Below are 18,308 nucleotides of genomic sequence, written 5' to 3'. Positions count from 1 at the left end.
CGGAACCGGCCACCGTCAGTGGTCGGCGCGTTACGCCGCCACCTCGTTGTAGGGTGCGCTCTTGCGCGCCTGTTTCAGAACACGTGCCCACCAGGTCAGCCGGTCGATCATCACGAACAGCGGCGCACGCAATTCCTCGGGCTTGTAGAGGTTGCCGGCAGCGTCGAACTTCGACCACGCCTTGGGGAAAGTGATGCCATCGCGCAGCGTCACCGTATGCAGCTCCCCGAACACCTGGCGCAATTGCTCGACGGCCCGGATGCCGCCCGAGGCGCCGCCATAGGAGACGAAGGAGACAGGCTTTGCGTGCCAGGGCTCGTAGACCGAATCGATCAGTTCCTTGAGCGCCGCCGGATAGCCGTGATTGTATTCGGGCGTGACGATGATGAAGGCGTCGGCCTCGGCGATCTTGCGCTCGAGCCACTCGCCCGGATTGACCGCAGCGCCCAGCCCACGTGACGTCCTCAGCCGCGCCGGATCGATGACCGTCAGGGTGAACACATCAGAAGCCGAAAGTTCCCGGATCAGCCAGTTGGCGACCGTATCGCAGAAGCGACCCTGGCGCGCACTGCCATAGATCACGGCAAGGGTCATTTTCTCAGTCATGGGATCAAGCTCCTGTTGTCGACGTCATGGAGCCAATGCTATAGAACCTCAACAATAGTTGAGGTCAATAGCCATCATGACAATTGTGAAAAGCAGCGAATTGCGCCGCGAACTGACGGTCGGCGAAGTGGCGGAGCGAAGCGGCGTCGCCGTCTCCACCCTGCACTTCTACGAGGCCAAGGGGCTGATCCGCAGCAACCGCACCCGCGGCAACCAGCGCCGTTATCCGCGCAGCGTGCTGCGACGGGTCGCCGTCATCAAGGTGGCCCAGCGCACCGGCATCCCTCTGTCGGAGATCCAGGACGCTTTGTCTGTCCTTCCGGACGATCGTCCGCTTACGGTCGAAGATTGGGGCAGATTGTCCGAAAACTGGCGCGAACAGCTGAACGAACGCATCGCCAACCTGATGGCTTTGCGCGATCACCTGACGGGCTGCATCGGCTGCGGCTGCCTGTCACTGCGTGAGTGTCCGCTGCGCAACCCGCACGACGTGCTGTCGATGGAAGGTGCCGGGCCGCGGTTGATGGATGACGATGGTCACCCGTGAAGCACACTAGGCTGAAGGTGGCGCAGGCATGGCACCTTGCGGCGACTGCTGGCTCCTGCCCCGTCTATCAAGGTGACCGATGGGCTTTGAAAAGCGGAAGGGTGATCCGGTCAATCCGCACTCGGCAGGCGGCGCATGGTGAATTCGATCTCGTCGCCATCGAGCTGCCGCCAACTCTCGACCTCGGTCCAGTAGGCGGCCTTCGGCCAGGTATCGAACCATTCCCGTGCCTTCGCCCGGGCGGCACTGCGATCGAGCCGAAAGGTTTCCCGCACGAAAAGGCCATCGCCTCGTGTCGGTTTGTCCCGGCGATGCCGGGCGATCTGCCGCCGCAATCCATCGAGCGGCGGGCCTGCAGGTATTCTTGCCATGGGCTATACCTCTGATAACTAAGATAGTGACGGCGCTTGAGCTTTGCCAGAGAATTGTTCTGCGGCAGGCTCGCGCTGCCCATCAGCCCTCTGGTGCGACAGACCGCCCCGAGGTGCTGGACCGGCGTTGCCATCGGCGCGAAAGTGTGAACTGTGGCGACTTCAATCGAATCGGCGGCATTTCATCGGGAAACCCGCCAACAGGACGCAATTTTCCATGGAACGACCGCAGCTCCCCCCGGGCCTCCCCGGAGATATCGAAGTGAAGAAGGCCGAGGCGCGTGCGTGGTTCGAAGGGCTGCGCGACACCATCTGCGCTGCCTTTGAAGGTATCGAGGATGAACTGACCGGTCCCCTCTCCGATCGCGCGCCCGGGCGTTTCGTCGCCAAGGATTGGAGCCGGGACGATGGCAAGGGCGGCGGTGGCCGCATGTCGATGATGGAAGGCCGCGTCTTCGAAAAGGTGGGCGTCCACACCTCGACCGTCTTTGGTGAATTCTCGCCTGAATTCCGCAGCCAGATTCCGGGCGCCGCCGAGGATCCGCGCTTCTGGGCCTCCGGCATTTCGTTGATTGCCCACCCCGTGAACCCCAACGTGCCGGCCGTGCATATGAACACCCGCATGGTGGTGACGACGAGCAACTGGTTCGGCGGCGGTGCAGACCTCACGCCGGTGCTCGACCGCCGCCGCGTCATGACCGATGCGGACACGCAGCTCTTCCATCGCGCCATGGAAATCACCTGCACCCGCCATGCGGTCGCCGACCACGCCAAGTTCAAGACGTGGTGCGATGACTACTTCTTCCTGCCGCACCGCAACGAGCCGCGCGGAACCGGCGGCATCTTCTACGACTGGTTGCGCTCGTCGGAGGAACAGGGTGGCTGGGATGCGGACTTCGCCTTCACCCGCGACGTGGGCAAGGCTTTTGCCCTCGTCTACCCGAAGATCGTCCGCACCAACTTCAACATGCCCTGGACCGAGGAAGACCGGGATGAGCAGCTCGTGCGGCGCGGTCGCTATGTCGAGTTCAACCTGCTCTATGACCGCGGCACGATCTTCGGCCTGAAGACCGGCGGCAACGTCGAGTCGATCCTGTCGTCGCTGCCCCCGGTGGTGCGCTGGCCCTAAGGCACGGACAGAGAGCGTTTCGCCAAGCAAGAACGCTCTCGCCACCTCAACTGCAGATCCGCACCTTTTTCGGGATGACCCTGCCATAGGCGCCGTAGGTCTTGACGGTTTTGACGACGCAGCCCTGCCTGTAGCCATAGCTGTAGTTCCCGGCTTGCGCCGGTGTGCCGAAGGCAAGTGCCATCGCTATCGCCAGAGCCATGGCGAAAAAAGAGCCGCGCATCGATATGTCCCCTGCATGCTGATCGTGACCGCGACAGATCCCGTCGCTTGAGGAGACACATGGCACGACTGAGGATTTCCCGCTGTTTCGAATGAAACAGGCGAACAAAGCGTGGCATCCGACGTTTCCCCTGCGTTGAGCGAGGTGGATGCGATGATTTTCAAGAAGCGAACATTCTACGGCGACGAGCCGGAGCGGCAGGCCGCGGATCACCCGGCCGAACTCGAGCGCCGCGTCGCCCATTTTCTGGCGGTGGCGCCCGGCCTCGATGCCGCCGATCTCACGGTGACTGCCAAGGGCAACACGATCATCCTTGCCGGCTTCGTCGCGACCGCGGCCGAAGCTGCCCGCGCCGAAGAGGCGGCAAGACACATGCAAGGCGTCGCGGAAGTGATCAACCGGATCGAAATAGCCGGCATAAAATAGAAGGCGTCAGATGGAGCCCAGCGTCCAGCTGACGATCTCGGCGGAAACGCTGGCGAAAGCCTGATCCATCGCCTCGATGAAGGCCGGGTTGCCCGCACCCTTCACGCTGGCCGTGGCCCGAAACGCCTTTTGCACCCGCACCGTGCCATTGCGGTCGTTGAGGATTTTCGCGAAGATTTCGACGACGGCCGTATCGGCACCTTCCGTCGAGATCTCGAAGGCGCGGATTTCGGTGATGACCTGGTAATCGATCGCAAGGCCCTGGCCCGGCTTGCCGACGCCGCCGATCTTGCCGGTGTCTTCGAAGGCCTGCACGAGCTTCGACTGCACCAGCTTCGGCAGGCGATCGCTCCATTGTGCCTTGGAGAGATATTGCAGCTCGGAACCGGACAGGCGGATGACGACTTGGTCGCTGTCGAGCGCCTTCAGCGCCGTCGGCTCGGGCACCAGGATTTGTTTGCCGGTCGATGCCCGTCCTTCAACGAGAGGTGTAGCCGAAAGGCTGTACGTGTCGTTGACGGCTTTCGTACCGCAGCCGGCAAGTCCGGCTGCCAGCACGAAAATCAGGGCGGAGCGCCATGCTCCTGCTACTCGCACACCCACCAGCCCCGGAAAACTCATACTGCCAATACCCTTGTCCCAAACACCTTGGCGCACTTTTGAGCCGAAGCATAACGCCTGTTTGCCACGCCCGAATCAGCGCCGGGTACGGCCATCATATTGCTTCACCGTCTCGCCGCCAAAGAGAAGACGCTGCGGGTTCTTGTCGAATGTGGAGATGGTGTTCTCCAGGCTCTGGACCGTACGCCGCGTATCGGTGACGAGTGCTTCGACGTCGCGCAGGCCCGAGCCCGAGAAGCGCTTGAGGTTGTCGGCGATCGGGCCGATCTGCGCATTGAGATTGTCGGCCATCTTGCGGAATGACGCGAGCGTCGCGCGGGCGTCAGCCGAAAGCGAAGGCGCATCCGCATCACCAAGGAAACCATCAACCTTGACGAGAATGCTGTCGACCCGGTTGGCAGACGCGTTCAACTTGCTCGCCAACTGGGTGACATCGGTGATCGTACGGTCGATATCCTGCTGCCGCGCCGTGATCTTTTCGGCAAATGCGGAAATGTTGGCGACCGTCTTCCGGGCGTCCGCGGTCGCCGCTGTGATGTCGTTGACGACGAGCTCGACCTTCTCCTTGTCCACCGAGGCCACAAGCGTATCGACCCGCTCCAGCGTCTTCTGGGCGTTCTTGCCGAACTGATCATAGGTCTCGACCGTTCGACGCAGCGCAGCAAGCGTCTCCGTCACCCCGCCCGAAGCCGCCTTCAGGTCGTTGCTGATCTGCTCGACATTCGAAACGATGTGGTCGATCTTCTTCGGATCCACCGACTTTACCAGGGTCTCGGCAGCCTCCAGGGTCGAATCGAGTTTCTTGGAGGCTGCGCTGACCGAACCGGAAAGCTCCGTCACGCTCCTGAGGAAATCGTCGATCGCGCCGGAATTGTTGGCAAGCGCCGTGGAGAACGTTTCGGCATTGCCGATCGTTTTCGTCAGCGGGCCGCGCACGTCGGTCACAAAACCCTGGATGTCGGTGATGGCGTCGTTGGCCCGGTCCATGATCTGGTCGGCAGTCGCCAGCAGGCTGGTAACGCTCGACTGATCCGCAAGGATGCGCGCCTGTGTGCCATTTTCGATCGCGGATCTCAGGATGTTCTCGTCGCCCTTGCGGCCGCCGCTGAGCTCGATATAGGCGGCGCCCGTCAGGCCCTGCACTTCCAGCGTCGCCTTGGTCGATTTCAGTACCGGCGCATCGATCGAAACCTCGGTGACGGCAATCGAATAGCGCGGATCATTGGCGTCGATCGCAAGATTGCGCACCGTGCCGACGGGGATACCGTTGAAGCGCACCGGCGAACCGACGGAAAGACCGTTGGCCGAACCCGGAATATTGACCACCAGCTCGACCATCTCGCCGCTGCGGCCGTATTGCGACATCCAGTAGACGAAGCCGAATGCGGCCGCGATCACGAACACCGTGAAGAAACCGACAATGGCGTAGTTCGCTTTCGTTTCCATTCGTACCGACTACCTTCGTGGCCGCTTCACCGGCTCTTGCTCCGATCTCGACATGTGTGCGTCAAAACCGCCTTCTCGAAATCATTGATCGTTCCGCACGATCGAACGTGCCCGCTTGCCCCTGAAATAGGACTGCACCCAGGGGTCGTCGCAGGCCAGCATGTCCTCCACGGTCCCCTCGACCAGAACCTTCTTCTTGCCGAGAACCGCGATGCGGTCACAGACGGAAAACAGGCTGTCGAGGTCGTGAGTCACCATATACACGGTCAATCCCAGCGTGTCGCGCAGCTTGGCAATCAACTCGTCGAACTCGGCAGCCCCGATCGGGTCGAGGCCCGAGGTCGGCTCGTCCAGGAAGACCAGGTCGGGATCGAGCGCCAGTGCGCGTGCGAGAGCCGCGCGCTTGATCATGCCACCCGAAAGCTCCGACGGGTATTTTTCCGCCGCTTCCGGCTCCAGGCCGACCAACTCGATCTTCACCCGCGCCAGTTCGTCCATCAGGCTCTGCGGCAGATCGAGATATTCCCGCATCGGCACCTGGATGTTCTCGCGCACCGTCAGCGCCGAAAAGAGCGCGCCATGCTGGAAGAGAACGCCGAGGCGCATGTCGAGCGCGATGCGCTCGGCTTCGGTGATCTTGTCGTAGTCGGCGCCCAAGATCTCGATCTTGCCGGAACGCTTCGCCAGCAACCTGAGCACGGTGCGCATCAGCACCGACTTGCCCGTGCCGGAAGCGCCGACGAAACCAAGGATCTCGCCGCGGTAGATTTCGAGGTTCAGCTTGTCGAGCACGATGTTGGAGCCGAAGCCCACCGTCAGGTCACGGACGGAAAGAACGGACTCCCGCCCGTTCGCCTCGGTCGCCTGGTACGCATCGTGCCGTTTTTCCAATGGGTTCACGCTGTTCTCCGCCTCAAAAATCGATTGACGCGTAGAACATGGCGAAGAGCCCGTCGATCAGGATCACGACGAAGATCGATTTGACCACCGAGGACGTCACGTGGCGGCCAAGCGATTCCGCGCTGCCGCCGACCTTCAACCCTTCGACGGCTGCGACCACGCCAATGATGAGCGCCATGAACGGCGCCTTGATCATGCCGGCGGCGACGGACGAAAAATCGACCGCTTCCTGCAGACGGGCGAGGAAGGTCGGGATAGTGATGCCGGAATAGCCCCAGGCAACCAGAGCGGCACCGGTCAAGGCCGCGAAGTTCGCGATGATCGTCAAGAGCGGCAGCGCGACGGTGAGCGCGACGAGGCGCGGAAAGACGAGAACGCCGATCGGGCTCAGCCCCATCACCTTCAGCGCGTCCACTTCCTCGCGCATCTTCATCGAACCGATTTCGGCGGTGATGGCACTGCCGGAACGGCCGGCGATCATGATCGCCGTGAGAAGAACGCCGATTTCACGCAATTGCAGGATGCCGACGAGATCGACGACGAAGACTTCCGCACCGAAGTAGCGGAGCTGGAACGCGCCCTGCTGCGCAATGATCGCACCGATCAGGAACGACATCAGCATGATGATCGGCACTGCCATCACGCCCATCCGGTCGATCTGATGAACGATCGCCGCCGGCGAGACACCGCTGTGCCGCCCAAGCTTCAGCTGGGCGCCGCGCACCGCAGAGCCAAGAATGTACATGGCAGCGACGATATCTTCCCAGGTCGCGATCATGACCTCGCCGACCGGCGCGAATATGCGCTGGAACAGCGGCACCCGCTCCTTGCCTTCATCGGGCGAACGCAGTTCTGCCGGCAAGGCGTCGAGCAGCTCGACATAGCGCTGCCCGCCGTCGGCGAAGTGAACGTCATCTCTGGACGGCCCGACGACACGGGTCACGAAGCGGCGGATGATCCAGGCCCCGGCCGTATCCATCGCGGTCACGCCGGACAGGTCGAACTGAGCGGCGCTGTCACCCTTGCGCGCGAGCTGGTCCAGCTTCGCCGCCATCGCCTCGGCTGTTTCATGCCGCCAGACGCCGGTGAAGACATAGCTTCGCTCGCCACCACTTTCGGCCAGCGCGACATCAGCGGTCATCTTGCGGGCAGGTTGCGACACGTGGCTTCTGTTTTCCCGAATTTCTACTGCATAGTTCCCTGGATCGGGGTCGGTCTCAGGACAAATTTATGCAGCGGGCCTAAAGTGTTACAGCGAACTTTGCGCATCTCAACGCGCGTCGCCGTAAAGATTCGTAAATCCTTACACCGTCATAACCGCTCGTATCGTTGCTGTCACCCGAACCTTCGACCGGTGGCGATACCAGCCCTTCAGAATGCAGGCCGGAGACGTTTTCATGTCACTTTCTCTCGATGCAGCGGTGGAACATTTCCCGATCGCAGGCACCTTTACGATCTCGCGCGGCTCCAAGACGACGGCGAGCGTCGTTACTTGCCGAATCAGTGACGGCCCCCACACCGGTTCCGGCGAGTGCGTGCCCTACGGCCGCTACGGTGAAACGATCGATTCAGTGTTGGCCGAGATCGCTTCCATTCGCCCGCGCATCGAGGCTGGTCTGACCCGTGTCGAACTGCAGCGCCAGATGAAACCAGGCGCCGCACGAAATGCCGTCGATTGCGCATTGTGGGACCTGGAGGCCAAACAGAAAAACAAGCCTGTTCATGCGCTTGCGGGCATAGCCTCACCCGACGCACTGACCACCGCCTACACGTTATCGCTCGCCGAGCCAGACACCATGCGCGAACAGGCGGCGAAATATGCCCACCGCGCACTTCTTAAGATCAAGGTCGGCACACCGGACGATGCCGCGCGTATCCGCGCCGTTCGGGCCGGCGCGCCTGAGAGCCGCATCATCCTCGATGCCAATGAGGGTTGGACGCCCGAAACCCTCGCCTATCACTTCGCAATCTGCGCCGAAGAGCGGATCGACCTGATCGAACAACCGCTGCCCGCCGGGCGCGACGATGCGCTGGCGACGATTGCCCGCCCCGTACCCATTTGTGCGGATGAAAGCGTGCACGCGACCGAGGACCTCGCCGCGCTCGTCGGCCGCTACGACGCGGTCAACATCAAGCTCGACAAGACCGGCGGCCTTACCGAAGCGCTACGCATGCGTGATGAGGCCGTGTCCCTCGGCCTTAAGGTCATGGTCGGTTGCATGGTCGGCAGTTCGCTGGCGATGGCCCCGGCGATCCTGGTGGCCCAGGGCGCCGATTTCGTCGATCTCGACGGGCCGCTGCTGCTCGCCGAAGACCGCACACCCGGCCTGCGCTACGAGGCTTCGCTGGTCTTCCCGCCGGAGCCGCGCCTCTGGGGCTGAAGATACCAGGCGGCGACCGCAAAGCAGCAGCCGGCAAAGGCGACGACCGACATCGAATAGAACCCCTTCACCCCGTACCAGGCGTAGAAGTAGCCCGATAGGAACGTCAAGATCGCGGTGAAGATGCCGGTGTAGAAGAAGTAGAGCCCCTGGGCGGACGCTTCCTGGGATTCCACCACCCGCTCGACGAGCTTGTGCTGCATGCCGGTGTGCATGATCGCATAGGTGAAGGCGTGGAAGCACTGGAGGATGAAGTAGCCGCTGAAACCGAGATCCATCGGGAAGATGATCCAGCGCACCACGGCGAGCGAACAGCCCGACAGGATCATCACCCAGACGCTGAAACGGCGGCTGATCGCCTTGGCGAAGATGAACATCGTCACTTCGGCGGCCACGCCCGCGCTCCAGAGCAGGCCGATCTCGGTGCCGCTGTAGCCGATGTGCTGCCAGTAGATCGCCGAGAAGGCAAAAAGCATCGCGTGGCTGGCATTCACCAGCGTCACACCGATCAGGAGCAGCTGCAGGTCGAGCTGCTTGAGCGACTTCGGCGGCGGCTCGGTGAGCGCGGTGATCGGCGATGGCCGGCGCGGCTTGCCGACACGCGGCGCCGCATAGGCCATGGCAATCGTCAGGCCGAAACCGATCGCCATCGCCGGCAGCACCATGTCGCTGCCGAATATGCCGACCATCCAGCCGCCGAGCATGGTTGCGCCGATGAAGGCGACCGAGCCCCAGAGCCGCATATGGGCGTAGTCGAAGCCCCAGCGGCGGACGCCAGAAAGCGCGATCGCCTCGACGATCGGCACATAGGGCGAATAGACCGCCGATTGCAGCGTGTAGATGACCAGCACCGGCCAGAAGTCGCGAAAGTAAAACAACACCAGGGCGGTCGCGAGCGCCAGGAAACCGGACCAGATCAGCACGATCGTCCGCTCGCCGAGGCGGTCGGCGATGACGCCGGCGATCGGCGCGGTGATGACGCGCACGAACATCGGCAGCGCCAGCACGACGCCGATCTCGAAGTCGCTCATCGAGAGCGTGCTGAGCCACATCGGAAAATACGGCATCGCGAAGCCGTTGACGATCAACGGCGCGCAGAAGAGCAAGGCGATGCGAAGCGCGAAATGGCGCGGCGGAGGGCCCACGGATGCGGGCGCTGAGGAGGGAATCATCGGCTGACCTGATGGCTGTGCTCAATCTCTAGCACAGCCCTGGCATGCCTCGCCATAACCTAGTTTTCGCGACAGGAGGTGACCTGTCGCTCTCCGGTTACGCAGCGCGCTGTGTCAGCAATTGGGCAAGCAGCTTGTCGGCTTCACCAGAGGCTTCGCCCTCAAGCGCGCCACCGCGCATCTGATGCCAGGTGATGAGTTCCATCGTGCCATCATGGTGCTCGGCGATCGCCGTGCAGCTTTCCACCCAGTCACCGGTATTGATGTAGCGGATATCGCCGATGTCCTCGATGACGGCATGGTGGATGTGGCCGCAGATCACCCCTTGAGCGTCGTGGCGGCGGGCTTCCTCGGCAACCACCTTCTGGAATTCGCCGATGAAGTTGACGGCGTGCTTCACCTGGAGCTTGGCCCAGGAGGAGAACGACCAGTAGGGCATGCCGAGGCGGCGGCGGATGGCGGCCAGGCCGATATTGATGGCGATCGCCGTGTCATAGGCCCAGTCGCCGAGATAGGCGAGCACACGGGCATTGCGGACCACGACGTCGAATTCGTCGCCGTGCAGCACCAAATAGTTACGGCCGTCGGCACCCTCGTGCATGTAGCGCTGCGCCACCTCGATGCCGCCGAAGTGCACGCCGGGAAAATCGCGCAGGAACTCGTCGTGATTGCCGGGGATGTAGACGATGCGGGTGCCCTTGCGGGCCTTGCGCAGAAGCTTCTGGACGACGTCGTTGCAGTTCTGCGGCCAGTACCAGCTGCGCTTCAGCCTCCAGCCGTCGACGATGTCGCCGACCAGCACGATCGTCTCCGCTTCGTGATGCCGCAGGAAATCGAGCAGGAAGTCCGTCTTGGCGGCCTTCGACCCGAGATGGACGTCGGAGATGAACAACGTCCTGAGCTTTCGTACGGAGTTGTCTTGCTGCGCCGTCATGCCAGCCTCGTCTCTAGTTACGCTTCCTGCCCCCGTGAAAACCAGACTCGTGTTTCAGGAAGATGACATGAGCACCTTGCCGCCGGTCTGGCCGCCGAAATCGGCACGGCAAAACTGTACCTCGCTCCGAATTCATGCCAAAAGGCACGACCACGAATGAGGAATGTGAGAGCATGAACACGGGCGACAAGACGAAATCCCACATCGGTCCGGCCAGCGGCGACATCGACCAGCAGGCCCTTTTCTTCCACCGTTACCCGCGCCCGGGGAAGCTCGAAATCCAGCCCACCAAGCCGCTCGGCAACCAGCGCGATCTGGCACTCGCCTATTCGCCCGGCGTGGCCGCGCCATGCATCGCCATCCGCGACAACCCGGAAACGGCCGCCGACTACACGGCGCGCGCCAACCTGGTCGCGGTCATCTCCAACGGCACGGCCGTGCTCGGTCTCGGCAATATCGGGCCGCTCGCCTCCAAGCCGGTGATGGAAGGCAAGGCCGTCCTTTTCAAGAAGTTCGCCGGCATTGACGTCTTCGACATCGAGATCGACGCTTCGTCCATCGAGCGCATGGTCGACGTGATCTCGGCGCTGGAGCCGACCTTCGGCGGCATCAACCTTGAAGACATCAAGGCACCGGAATGTTTCGAGGTTGAGCGCCAGCTGCGTGAAAAGATGCAGATCCCGGTCTTCCATGACGACCAGCACGGAACGGCGATCATCGTCGCCGCCGCCATCCTCAACGGCCTGGAACTCGCCGGCAAGGATATCGCCAAGGCGAAGATCGTGACGTCGGGTGCCGGTGCGGCAGCACTCGCCTGCCTCAACCTGCTCGTCATCCTCGGCGCCAAGCGCGAGAACATCTGGGTGCACGATCTCGAGGGCCTCGTCTACAAGGGCCGCGAGGTGCTGATGGACGAGTGGAAGTCCATCTACGCCCAGGAGAGCGACAACCGCGTGCTCGCCGACAGCATCGGCGGCGCAGACGTCTTCCTCGGCCTTTCCGCTGCCGGCGTCCTGAAGCCGGAGCTGCTGGTTCAGATGGCCGAAAAGCCGCTGATCATGGCGCTTGCCAACCCGACGCCGGAAATCATGCCGGAAGAGGCCCGTGCCGCCCGCCCGGATGCGATGATCTGCACCGGCCGCTCGGACTTCCCGAACCAGGTCAACAACGTTCTGTGCTTCCCGCACATCTTCCGCGGCGCGCTCGATTGCGGCGCAAGCACGATCAACGAAGAAATGAAGATGGCGGCGGTCCGCGCCATTGCCGGCCTTGCCCGCGAGGAGCCGTCCGACGTTGCCGCCCGCGCCTATTCCGGCGAAACCCCGGTCTTCGGCCCCGACTACCTGATCCCCTCGCCCTTCGATCAGCGCCTGATCCTCAGGATCGCGCCGGCCGTCGCCAAGGCGGCCGAGGAAAGCGGCGTCGCCACCCGCCCGATCCAGGATTATGACGCCTATCTCGACAAGCTGAACCGCTTCGTATTCCGCTCGGGCTTCATCATGAAGCCGGTCTTTGCGGCCGCGAAGAACGCCCAGAAGAACCGCGTGATCTTTGCCGAAGGCGAAGACGAGCGCGTGCTGCGCGCCGCCCAGGTGCTGCTGGAAGAAAGCACGGCCCGGCCGATCCTGATCGGGCGTCCGCAGATCATCGAGACGCGCCTGCGCCGTTACGGTCTGCGCATCCGTCCGGATGTCGATTTCGAAGTGGTGAACCCCGAAGGCGATCCGCGCTACCGCGACTATGTCGAGGATTACTTCGCCCTCGTCGGACGCCTCGGCGTCATCCCGGAAGCGGCCCGTACGATCGTGCGCACCAACACGACGGTGATCGGTGCGCTTGCGGTCAAGCGCGGCGAAGCCGATGCGCTGATCTGCGGCGTCGAAGGCCGGTACTCCAGGCACATGCGCGACGTCTCGCAGATCATCGGCAAGCGTGAAGGCGTGCTCGACTTCTCCGCCCTCAGCCTGCTGATCTCGCAGCGCGGCGCGACCTTCTTCACCGACACCTATGTCAGCTACTGCCCGAGCGCCGAGGAGATCGCCCAGACGACCGTCATGGCCGCCCAGGAAATCCGCCGCTTCGGCATCACCCCGCGTGCAGCGCTCGTGTCGCATTCGAACTTCGGATCGCGCGATTCGGAAAGCGCCACCAAAATGCGCAAGGCGCTTCAGCTCGTGCGGGAACTGGCACCCGACCTCGAAGTCGACGGTGAAATGCATGGCGATGCGGCGATCTCGGAAGCGCTGCGCCAACGCGTCATGCCGGACAGCAGCCTGCCGGGCGAAGCCAACCTCCTGGTCTTCCCCAATCTCGATGCCGCCAACATCACGCTCGGCGTCGTCAAGACCATGACCGACAGCCTGCATGTCGGTCCGATCCTGCTGGGTTCGGCGCTTCCCGCGCACATCCTTTCGCCTTCGGTCACATCGCGCGGTGTCGTCAACATGGCGGCCCTCGCGGTCGTCGAAGCCAGCCATCCGGGCTGACATGATACCGCGGAGATCGCCTTCGATCTTCGCAGATATCAGGCGCCAGACCGGCGCCCCCAATGCCATATCCAGACGTCGCGCAATTGTTGAGCGCGACGCTCTATCGCCCGAGAATCACAGCGGAATCATCCTCTGCTGCCCGCTCGCGCGATCCGGTCGCAAGAACCGGCAATCGAAAATTGCAAAATTGGCATCACACACCAAACGGGTAAGTTTGCGCTGGACAAAAGGTGAACCTCTAACCATGCTGTGGCTTCGGACGAGATTCGGTGTTGTGGCATGACTGAGCAGCAGGCTGTCCTCGACATGCTGGAAATCCTGGAAGGCGGGGGCTGTGTCGAGCCCGCTCATTTCTTTACGCTGATGCGCCGCACGTTCCGCATTGCCCATCTCCTGTACCTCGAAGCCGAGCCCTATGCGGACGAGCTCAAGATCTGCCGCCTGCATCACACCTTCGGCGCCTATGCCGCCGAGATCTACCGTTCGCGCGGCCTTCACCGAATCGATCCGATCCTGAAGCTCGCGCTTGGCGGCGTGCGCCCGGTGGAATGGACGATGGCGCGACATCGGTTCCCGGAATGCGAGCCTTTGTTCCAGGCCGCGCAGGAAATCGGCATTTCCACCGAGGGCGTTGCCTTGCCGCTGCCATCGCCCGCAGGTCGGACGGCGCTGCTGGCAATCAACGTCAACATGCCGGCCGACGAATGGACGGCCTATCGGCGCCAACATCTGCGCGATTTCCAGCTCGCCGCGAATCTCTTCCATGCGGCCATGCTGGAACATGGCGCAATGGCCGGCGGCCTTTCGGCGCGTGACATGCGCCTCACCGGTCGCGAAACCGAGGTTTTGACCTGGGCCGCCGCCGGCAAGAGCTATTGGGAAATCGCCACTATCCTCGGCATTTCCGAACGCACCGTGCGCTTCTTCATGACCAATGCGAGGCGCAAGCTGAATGTCGTCTCCAACACGCAAGCCGTCGCCCAAGCCGTCCGCCATGCACTGATCCCCACCGTTTGACGCAGCTCGCGCCAAGGCCCTCCCAAAACCCCTCGAAATCTAGTGGGAAATATCGCTGATTTAAACTGTCACTACCGACAGTTACGCGACCGCCGCCAGCCTGACAGCATCCGCCCATCCCAAGACAAGGATGGAGAAAAAGATGATCAGGATCCTGAACGGAAAGACCCGAGCACAGCACCCGCGGGCCGTCGACGACATGTTCCGGCTGCGCAAGCGGGTCTTCCACGATTTCCTGAAATGGGACGTTCAGACGGACGGCGCATGGGAAATCGACAACTACGACACGGCGAACCCGCTCTATGTGCTGTCCTACGCTCCCGACGGCCGGCTGCGTGGCTCGCTGAGGCTGCTGCCGACGCTCGGTCCCAACATGCTGGACGATACCTTCCCGATCCTGCTCGGCGACAATCCGGAAATCCGCAGCGCCTCGGTGTGGGAATCGAGCCGCTTCTGCATTGAGCCTGAGATTTCGCAGGACCGCGCCTCCAATCAGGTGACGATCGCCGCCGCCGAGTTGATGTGCGGTGTCGGCGAACTCGGTCTCGCCTCCGGCATCAGCCACATCGTCACGGTCACCGACGTGTTCCTGGAGCGCATGTTCCGCCGCATGGGATGCCCGGGCGAGCGCATTGCCGAACCCCATCGCATCGGCTCGGTCTTCGCCGTTGCCGTCGCCTGGGAAGTGACTAACGACCTGCTTCAGCGCATGAAGGCCATTGCCGCCATCGAAGGCACCGTTCTCGAACGCCCGATGTCGCTCGAAACCGCCCGCGCCGCTTGAATGCCATCGCCGGCCGGAGCCGTTAACGCAAACCGCCGCTTGTCGTTGCACGATCACCGACAAGCTCTATGATGGAGGTGAAACAGGAATTGCCGCTGGCAGCCGCCCATATCAGAAGGCCGGCATCATGCGGCAGCAGGAAGAGACTTCGCCCGTGTTCCCGCGCTTGAAACACGTCGCTGTGGTGCTTGTGCCGCTGGCCCTGGTCGGTGCCGATCCTTCGCTGGCATCGACCGTGTGCGACCGGCTGAATACCCGGCTTGCGCAACTGCCCGACATGGTCGCCACCACTGCGGATGCCCGGGACTATGCCAGCGCCATCTCACGACAGAATATCGAGCTGCGCCGGGCGAAGAACGACCGCCGCCGCGCGGGCTGCGGTGGCGGCAGCGTTGTCGTCTTCGATGGCGGCGACCCCGACAGCTGCGGGGAGCTCGACAGCCTCATCGCCGAGATGGAAGACAATCTGCGCATGCTGAAGTCGGAGCGCGAGCAGATCGTCGCCGGCGGCAGCGAAGACAGTCGCCGCCGCATCCTTGCCGCGCTTGAAATCAACGGCTGCTACGGCGACAGCGAAGAATTCGCGAGCGTCGAGCCCGAAGAGCCCGAAACGCACCGCAACATCATTGCCGACCTGCCACCTGACGACGCCTACGGGCCGATGCTCGGGCATGGCGAAGACGGCTATGCGCCGCAGGATGGCTACTATCGCGGAACACTCAGGACCATGTGCGTGCGCACCTGCGACGGCGCTTTCTTCCCGATCTCCTCGGATGCGACGCCGGCCGACTTCCCGCGGGACGAACAGGCCTGCTGGGCGCGCTGTCCTGGCGCCGAAACCGAACTCTACTTCCACGATATCAACACGGAAGAGAGCGAACAGATGGTCTCGGCCGTGACCGGGTTACCCTATACCGAAATGCCCAATGCGTTCGCCTATCGCACACGCGGCATCAGCAAGCCCGGCATGTGCGGCTGCCAGATACCGCAGACTGCCGCAACCTCACCGAAAACGACCGGCACCAAGATCGGCGACGATCAGTCATCCATCGTCGTGATCGAAACCAAGAAGCCGGCGGATACCACGACCGCCACGGCGCCGGCCGAGGAGAGGCCTTACGACCCGTCCAAGAGCAAGGTGCGCGTCGTCGGTCCGACCTTCCTGCCGCAGGAAGAAACCTCGATCGACCTGAAGCACCCGAAGGGACCGGCCTATCAACCGGTCCAGAACTGAACCCGGCGCCGCCTTAAAGCGCGTCGCGATCGCTGCGCACTTTTGCGCGACGGGCTTTAGGAACTCTCGCTGCAGTTCCCCCAGCCTTCCTCAAACACCAGTTCTTCCAGCGGCAGGCGTTGCCGCCATCCCTTCACCGCCAGTTCGGGCTGCTGGTAAAGGCGATCGACATAACCGAGGCAGAGCCAGGCGACGATCTCGATATGATCGGGAATGCCGAGGATCGCCTTGATCTCCGCCTCGTGAAAGATACTGACCCAGCCGACGCCAACGCCTTCGGCTCGCGCCGCAAGCCACAGGTTCTGCACGGCACAGACCGTCGAATAGACATCCATCTGCGGATTGTGCGTCCGCCCGAGAACGACGGCGCCGCCGCGTGTGCGGTCGCAGGTGACGCAGATGCTGAGCGGTGCCTTGCGAATGCCTTCAAGCTTCAGCGAGCGGTATTTGGCCTGCTGCTCTGCCTCGAACATCAAGGCGGCCTCATCATTGGCGCGGTGAAACGCCTGCCAGACGCGCTCGCGCGTTTCTGCCCCCCGCACCAGTACGAAATTCCAGGGCTGCATGAAGCCAACCGACGGCGCGCTGTGCGCCGCGGCAAGCAGGCGTTTCACCAGATCGTCGGGAAGAGGCTCGGCCAAGAATTCGTCGCGCACGTCGCGGCGTGTTTCGATGGCGCGGTAGACGGCCTCCCGCTCGTCCGGCGAAAAGGCACCGGCAGCCGCAAGGCCGCCCTTCTGTTCAGTCAGCATCGTTCGATCCCCAACAATGCGAAAACCTCCCGCCGTCCGCGCGGGGTTCGGTCTATCTCGCCAGGCCGGTCTTCTGACTTCGGTTCAACCGGTCGCCTCACCTTCCCAGATCGATTGAAGATCCAGTGGCAAAGCCTTGAATCAATTCAAGGCACTTCTAGAGGCGACCGTCCCCGTCACAGCGTTGGGCACGTTCCGGAATGACACCGGATTCCCGATTCTCCCGCTCGCGCGGGCACCTGACGGCGTCATAAGGGCACAGCCGCCAAGGAAAGACAAGCGCCCGTCAGAGCGGGATGAGGAAAAGTGCGCGCGGTTTTCCGCCCGCATTCCGCTCTAACTTTTGAGGATCGATCACGTTTATGATTTTGGGTCGATCCGACCCAAAATCATCGTGATCTAGAGCGGCGCCACCGGATGCGGCGAACCGTCATAGCCGCCCCAGACCGACTGGTCGAAGCAGATCACCGATCCGGTCATCAGCCCGGATTCCGCGGAAGACAGATAGGCGCAGGCGCGCGCCACCTCCGCCGGATCGACGAGCCTGCCGAAGGGTTGGCTGGCGGCCGCCTTTTCGAGCCAATCCGCGGCAGCGCCGTGAAATTCGCGCTGGATGCGGTCCTCGCCTTCGGAAGCCATCCAGCCGATATTCAGGCCGTTGACGCGGATGCGGTTGCGCAGAAGCGCATAGGCAGTGTTCTTGGTCAGCGTCTCCAGAGCGCCTTTCGACGAGCAATAGGCCGCAATGAAGGGCTGCCCGGCCATTGCCGACATCGAGCCGATATTGACGATGGTGCCTTCCGTTTGCTCACGCCGCATCACCTTCACCGTCTCCTGCATCAGGAAAAACGGCGCCCGCACGTTGATGGCGAACATGCGGTCGAACAGTTCCGGTGTCGTGTCGAGGATCGTGCCGCGATCGGTGATAGCGGCGGCATTGACCAGCGCATCGACCCGGCCGAACTCCGCATCGCAGGCGGCAACGACCTTGCGCGCGTCGTCAACCTTTTCAAGATCGGCCTCGACATAGACCACTTTCGCGCCGCTGGCCTTGCCGATTTCTTCGGCCTTCGCCTTTCCCTTTGCGGCGTTGCGCCCACAAATGACGATGCCTGCCGCACCGCGTTCGGCGAATAGGCCGGCGATCGTTGCGCCCAGCCCTTGCGTGCCGCCGGTGACGATGGCGATCTTGCCTTCCATTTGTCCGCTCATTGAAATTCCTCCCTCGGATGATCGTGTAAAACAGGTGCGGCCCCGGGCGAAACGCTCCGGGAGC

At 62.7% G+C, this 18,308-nt stretch carries 19 protein-coding genes and 1 riboswitch; of the genes, 8 read left to right on the top strand and 11 right to left on the bottom strand.

The annotated features are described in order from the left end of the window. Positions 1–30: 30 nt before the first annotated feature. Positions 31–606, bottom strand: a complete 576-nt coding sequence (locus tag ACTJKM_RS12050) for an NADPH-dependent FMN reductase (protein WP_058324092.1) — start codon at positions 604–606, stop codon at positions 31–33. 76 nt (positions 607–682) lie between these two features. Between ACTJKM_RS12050 and soxR the strand changes: the two genes are divergently transcribed. Next, positions 683–1,153 carry a redox-sensitive transcriptional activator SoxR gene (gene soxR, locus ACTJKM_RS12045; protein ID WP_058328278.1) on the top strand — a complete coding sequence of 157 codons (471 nt, stop codon included), beginning with the start codon at positions 683–685 and terminating at the stop codon, positions 1,151–1,153. A 110-nt stretch (positions 1,154–1,263) separates the two neighbouring features. On the opposite strand, the gene ACTJKM_RS12040 is transcribed toward soxR, so the two are convergent. Beyond that, positions 1,264–1,524 carry a hypothetical protein gene (locus ACTJKM_RS12040; RefSeq protein ID WP_057248891.1) on the bottom strand — a complete coding sequence of 87 codons (261 nt, stop codon included), beginning with the start codon at positions 1,522–1,524 and terminating at the stop codon, positions 1,264–1,266. 217 nt (positions 1,525–1,741) lie between these two features. On the opposite strand from ACTJKM_RS12040, the gene hemF reads away from it, so the two are divergent. Further along, positions 1,742–2,653 carry an oxygen-dependent coproporphyrinogen oxidase gene (hemF, locus tag ACTJKM_RS12035; RefSeq protein WP_058328279.1) on the top strand — a complete coding sequence of 304 codons (912 nt, stop codon included), beginning with the start codon at positions 1,742–1,744 and terminating at the stop codon, positions 2,651–2,653. Between the two features lie 46 nt (positions 2,654–2,699). Here hemF and ACTJKM_RS12030 read toward each other — a convergent pair whose 3' ends face one another. After that, positions 2,700–2,876 (bottom strand): hypothetical protein, encoded by a 177-nt coding sequence (locus ACTJKM_RS12030; RefSeq protein ID WP_440660373.1) that lies wholly within the window; start codon positions 2,874–2,876, stop codon positions 2,700–2,702. Between the two features lie 153 nt (positions 2,877–3,029). Between ACTJKM_RS12030 and ACTJKM_RS12025 the strand changes: the two genes are divergently transcribed. Beyond that, the gene (locus tag ACTJKM_RS12025; protein ID WP_057248968.1) at positions 3,030–3,302 is read left to right on the top strand and encodes a BON domain-containing protein; all 273 of its coding nucleotides are present in this window, start codon (positions 3,030–3,032) and stop codon (positions 3,300–3,302) included. 6 nt (positions 3,303–3,308) lie between these two features. Here the strand turns inward: ACTJKM_RS12025 and ACTJKM_RS12020 are convergent, their stop codons facing one another. The 4 genes from ACTJKM_RS12020 to ACTJKM_RS12005 form a co-directional block, all read right to left on the bottom strand. Next, complete coding sequence (locus ACTJKM_RS12020; RefSeq protein WP_057248889.1) at positions 3,309–3,923, bottom strand: ABC-type transport auxiliary lipoprotein family protein; 615 nt, start codon at positions 3,921–3,923, stop codon at positions 3,309–3,311. 75 nt (positions 3,924–3,998) lie between these two features. Continuing rightward, the gene (locus ACTJKM_RS12015) at positions 3,999–5,369 is read right to left on the bottom strand and encodes an MlaD family protein (protein ID WP_057248888.1); all 1,371 of its coding nucleotides are present in this window, start codon (positions 5,367–5,369) and stop codon (positions 3,999–4,001) included. 81 nt (positions 5,370–5,450) lie between these two features. Continuing rightward, positions 5,451–6,260, bottom strand: a complete 810-nt coding sequence (locus ACTJKM_RS12010; protein WP_057248887.1) for an ABC transporter ATP-binding protein — start codon at positions 6,258–6,260, stop codon at positions 5,451–5,453. A 22-nt stretch (positions 6,261–6,282) separates the two neighbouring features. After that, positions 6,283–7,410, bottom strand: a complete 1,128-nt coding sequence (locus tag ACTJKM_RS12005; RefSeq protein WP_082615754.1) for an ABC transporter permease — start codon at positions 7,408–7,410, stop codon at positions 6,283–6,285. A 256-nt stretch (positions 7,411–7,666) separates the two neighbouring features. Here ACTJKM_RS12005 and dgcA point away from each other — a divergent pair, with 256 nt between their 5' ends. Beyond that, positions 7,667–8,650 carry an N-acetyl-D-Glu racemase DgcA gene (gene dgcA / locus ACTJKM_RS12000; protein ID WP_058328280.1) on the top strand — a complete coding sequence of 328 codons (984 nt, stop codon included), beginning with the start codon at positions 7,667–7,669 and terminating at the stop codon, positions 8,648–8,650. On the opposite strand, the gene ACTJKM_RS11995 is transcribed toward dgcA, so the two are convergent. After that, positions 8,602–9,822 carry an MFS transporter gene (locus ACTJKM_RS11995; protein ID WP_440660371.1) on the bottom strand — a complete coding sequence of 407 codons (1,221 nt, stop codon included), beginning with the start codon at positions 9,820–9,822 and terminating at the stop codon, positions 8,602–8,604. The genes dgcA and ACTJKM_RS11995 overlap by 49 nt on opposite strands. Positions 9,823–9,919: 97 nt before the next feature. Continuing rightward, positions 9,920–10,756, bottom strand: a complete 837-nt coding sequence (locus ACTJKM_RS11990) for a UDP-2,3-diacylglucosamine diphosphatase (protein WP_058324085.1) — start codon at positions 10,754–10,756, stop codon at positions 9,920–9,922. Between the two features lie 173 nt (positions 10,757–10,929). Here ACTJKM_RS11990 and ACTJKM_RS11985 point away from each other — a divergent pair, with 173 nt between their 5' ends. The 4 genes from ACTJKM_RS11985 to ACTJKM_RS11970 all read left to right on the top strand — a co-directional run bounded on the left by ACTJKM_RS11985 (position 10,930) and on the right by ACTJKM_RS11970 (position 16,280). Continuing rightward, positions 10,930–13,242, top strand: a complete 2,313-nt coding sequence (locus tag ACTJKM_RS11985) for an NADP-dependent malic enzyme (RefSeq protein WP_057248882.1) — start codon at positions 10,930–10,932, stop codon at positions 13,240–13,242. Positions 13,243–13,524: 282 nt separating this feature from the next. Next, a complete protein-coding gene (locus ACTJKM_RS11980) occupies positions 13,525–14,262 on the top strand; it encodes a helix-turn-helix transcriptional regulator (RefSeq protein ID WP_057248881.1) in 738 nt (245 codons plus the stop codon). 142 nt (positions 14,263–14,404) lie between these two features. Next, positions 14,405–15,046, top strand: coding sequence for an acyl-homoserine-lactone synthase (locus ACTJKM_RS11975; protein WP_058328281.1), 642 nt, complete (start codon positions 14,405–14,407; stop codon positions 15,044–15,046). Positions 15,047–15,173: 127 nt separating this feature from the next. Continuing rightward, positions 15,174–16,280: a DUF2865 domain-containing protein gene (locus ACTJKM_RS11970; RefSeq protein ID WP_058328282.1), complete on the top strand. Its 1,107-nt coding sequence runs from the start codon at positions 15,174–15,176 to the stop codon at positions 16,278–16,280. Between the two features lie 56 nt (positions 16,281–16,336). Here ACTJKM_RS11970 and bluB read toward each other — a convergent pair whose 3' ends face one another. Further along, positions 16,337–17,032, bottom strand: a complete 696-nt coding sequence (gene bluB, locus ACTJKM_RS11965; RefSeq protein ID WP_058324081.1) for a 5,6-dimethylbenzimidazole synthase — start codon at positions 17,030–17,032, stop codon at positions 16,337–16,339. Between the two features lie 46 nt (positions 17,033–17,078). Continuing rightward, a riboswitch (cobalamin riboswitch) is annotated at positions 17,079–17,290 on the bottom strand. A gap of 141 nt (positions 17,291–17,431) precedes the next feature. Next, positions 17,432–18,244 carry an SDR family oxidoreductase gene (locus tag ACTJKM_RS11960; protein ID WP_058324080.1) on the bottom strand — a complete coding sequence of 271 codons (813 nt, stop codon included), beginning with the start codon at positions 18,242–18,244 and terminating at the stop codon, positions 17,432–17,434. Positions 18,245–18,308 lie beyond the last annotated feature (64 nt).

Source organism: Ensifer sp. 22460, from assembly GCF_052044935.1.
Lineage (GTDB): Bacteria > Pseudomonadota > Alphaproteobacteria > Rhizobiales > Rhizobiaceae > Ensifer.
The sequence above is the reverse complement of the archived record's forward strand: the minus strand, read 5'-3'. Positions and strand labels throughout refer to the sequence as shown.

What these genes read in the sequence shown, in the direction of transcription:
- ACTJKM_RS11985 (WP_057248882.1), top strand. Translation starts at nt 10,930, where the DNA reads ATGAACACGGGCGACAAGACGAAATCCCACATCGGTCCGGCCAGCGGC.
- ACTJKM_RS11960 (WP_058324080.1), bottom strand. Translation starts at nt 18,244, where the DNA reads ATGAGCGGACAAATGGAAGGCAAGATCGCCATCGTCACCGGCGGCACG.
- ACTJKM_RS11990 (WP_058324085.1), bottom strand. Translation starts at nt 10,756, where the DNA reads ATGACGGCGCAGCAAGACAACTCCGTACGAAAGCTCAGGACGTTGTTC.
- ACTJKM_RS12040 (WP_057248891.1), bottom strand. Translation starts at nt 1,524, where the DNA reads ATGGCAAGAATACCTGCAGGCCCGCCGCTCGATGGATTGCGGCGGCAG.
- ACTJKM_RS12015 (WP_057248888.1), bottom strand. Translation starts at nt 5,369, where the DNA reads ATGGAAACGAAAGCGAACTACGCCATTGTCGGTTTCTTCACGGTGTTC.
- ACTJKM_RS11975 (WP_058328281.1), top strand. Translation starts at nt 14,405, where the DNA reads ATGATCAGGATCCTGAACGGAAAGACCCGAGCACAGCACCCGCGGGCC.
- soxR (WP_058328278.1), top strand. Translation starts at nt 683, where the DNA reads ATGACAATTGTGAAAAGCAGCGAATTGCGCCGCGAACTGACGGTCGGC.
- ACTJKM_RS11970 (WP_058328282.1), top strand. Translation starts at nt 15,174, where the DNA reads ATGCGGCAGCAGGAAGAGACTTCGCCCGTGTTCCCGCGCTTGAAACAC.
- ACTJKM_RS11995 (WP_440660371.1), bottom strand. Translation starts at nt 9,822, where the DNA reads ATGATTCCCTCCTCAGCGCCCGCATCCGTGGGCCCTCCGCCGCGCCAT.
- hemF (WP_058328279.1), top strand. Translation starts at nt 1,742, where the DNA reads ATGGAACGACCGCAGCTCCCCCCGGGCCTCCCCGGAGATATCGAAGTG.
- ACTJKM_RS12020 (WP_057248889.1), bottom strand. Translation starts at nt 3,923, where the DNA reads ATGAGTTTTCCGGGGCTGGTGGGTGTGCGAGTAGCAGGAGCATGGCGC.
- ACTJKM_RS11980 (WP_057248881.1), top strand. Translation starts at nt 13,525, where the DNA reads ATGACTGAGCAGCAGGCTGTCCTCGACATGCTGGAAATCCTGGAAGGC.
- dgcA (WP_058328280.1), top strand. Translation starts at nt 7,667, where the DNA reads ATGTCACTTTCTCTCGATGCAGCGGTGGAACATTTCCCGATCGCAGGC.
- ACTJKM_RS12005 (WP_082615754.1), bottom strand. Translation starts at nt 7,410, where the DNA reads ATGACCGCTGATGTCGCGCTGGCCGAAAGTGGTGGCGAGCGAAGCTAT.
- ACTJKM_RS12025 (WP_057248968.1), top strand. Translation starts at nt 3,030, where the DNA reads ATGATTTTCAAGAAGCGAACATTCTACGGCGACGAGCCGGAGCGGCAG.
- ACTJKM_RS12050 (WP_058324092.1), bottom strand. Translation starts at nt 606, where the DNA reads ATGACTGAGAAAATGACCCTTGCCGTGATCTATGGCAGTGCGCGCCAG.
- ACTJKM_RS12030 (WP_440660373.1), bottom strand. Translation starts at nt 2,876, where the DNA reads ATGCGCGGCTCTTTTTTCGCCATGGCTCTGGCGATAGCGATGGCACTT.
- bluB (WP_058324081.1), bottom strand. Translation starts at nt 17,032, where the DNA reads ATGCTGACTGAACAGAAGGGCGGCCTTGCGGCTGCCGGTGCCTTTTCG.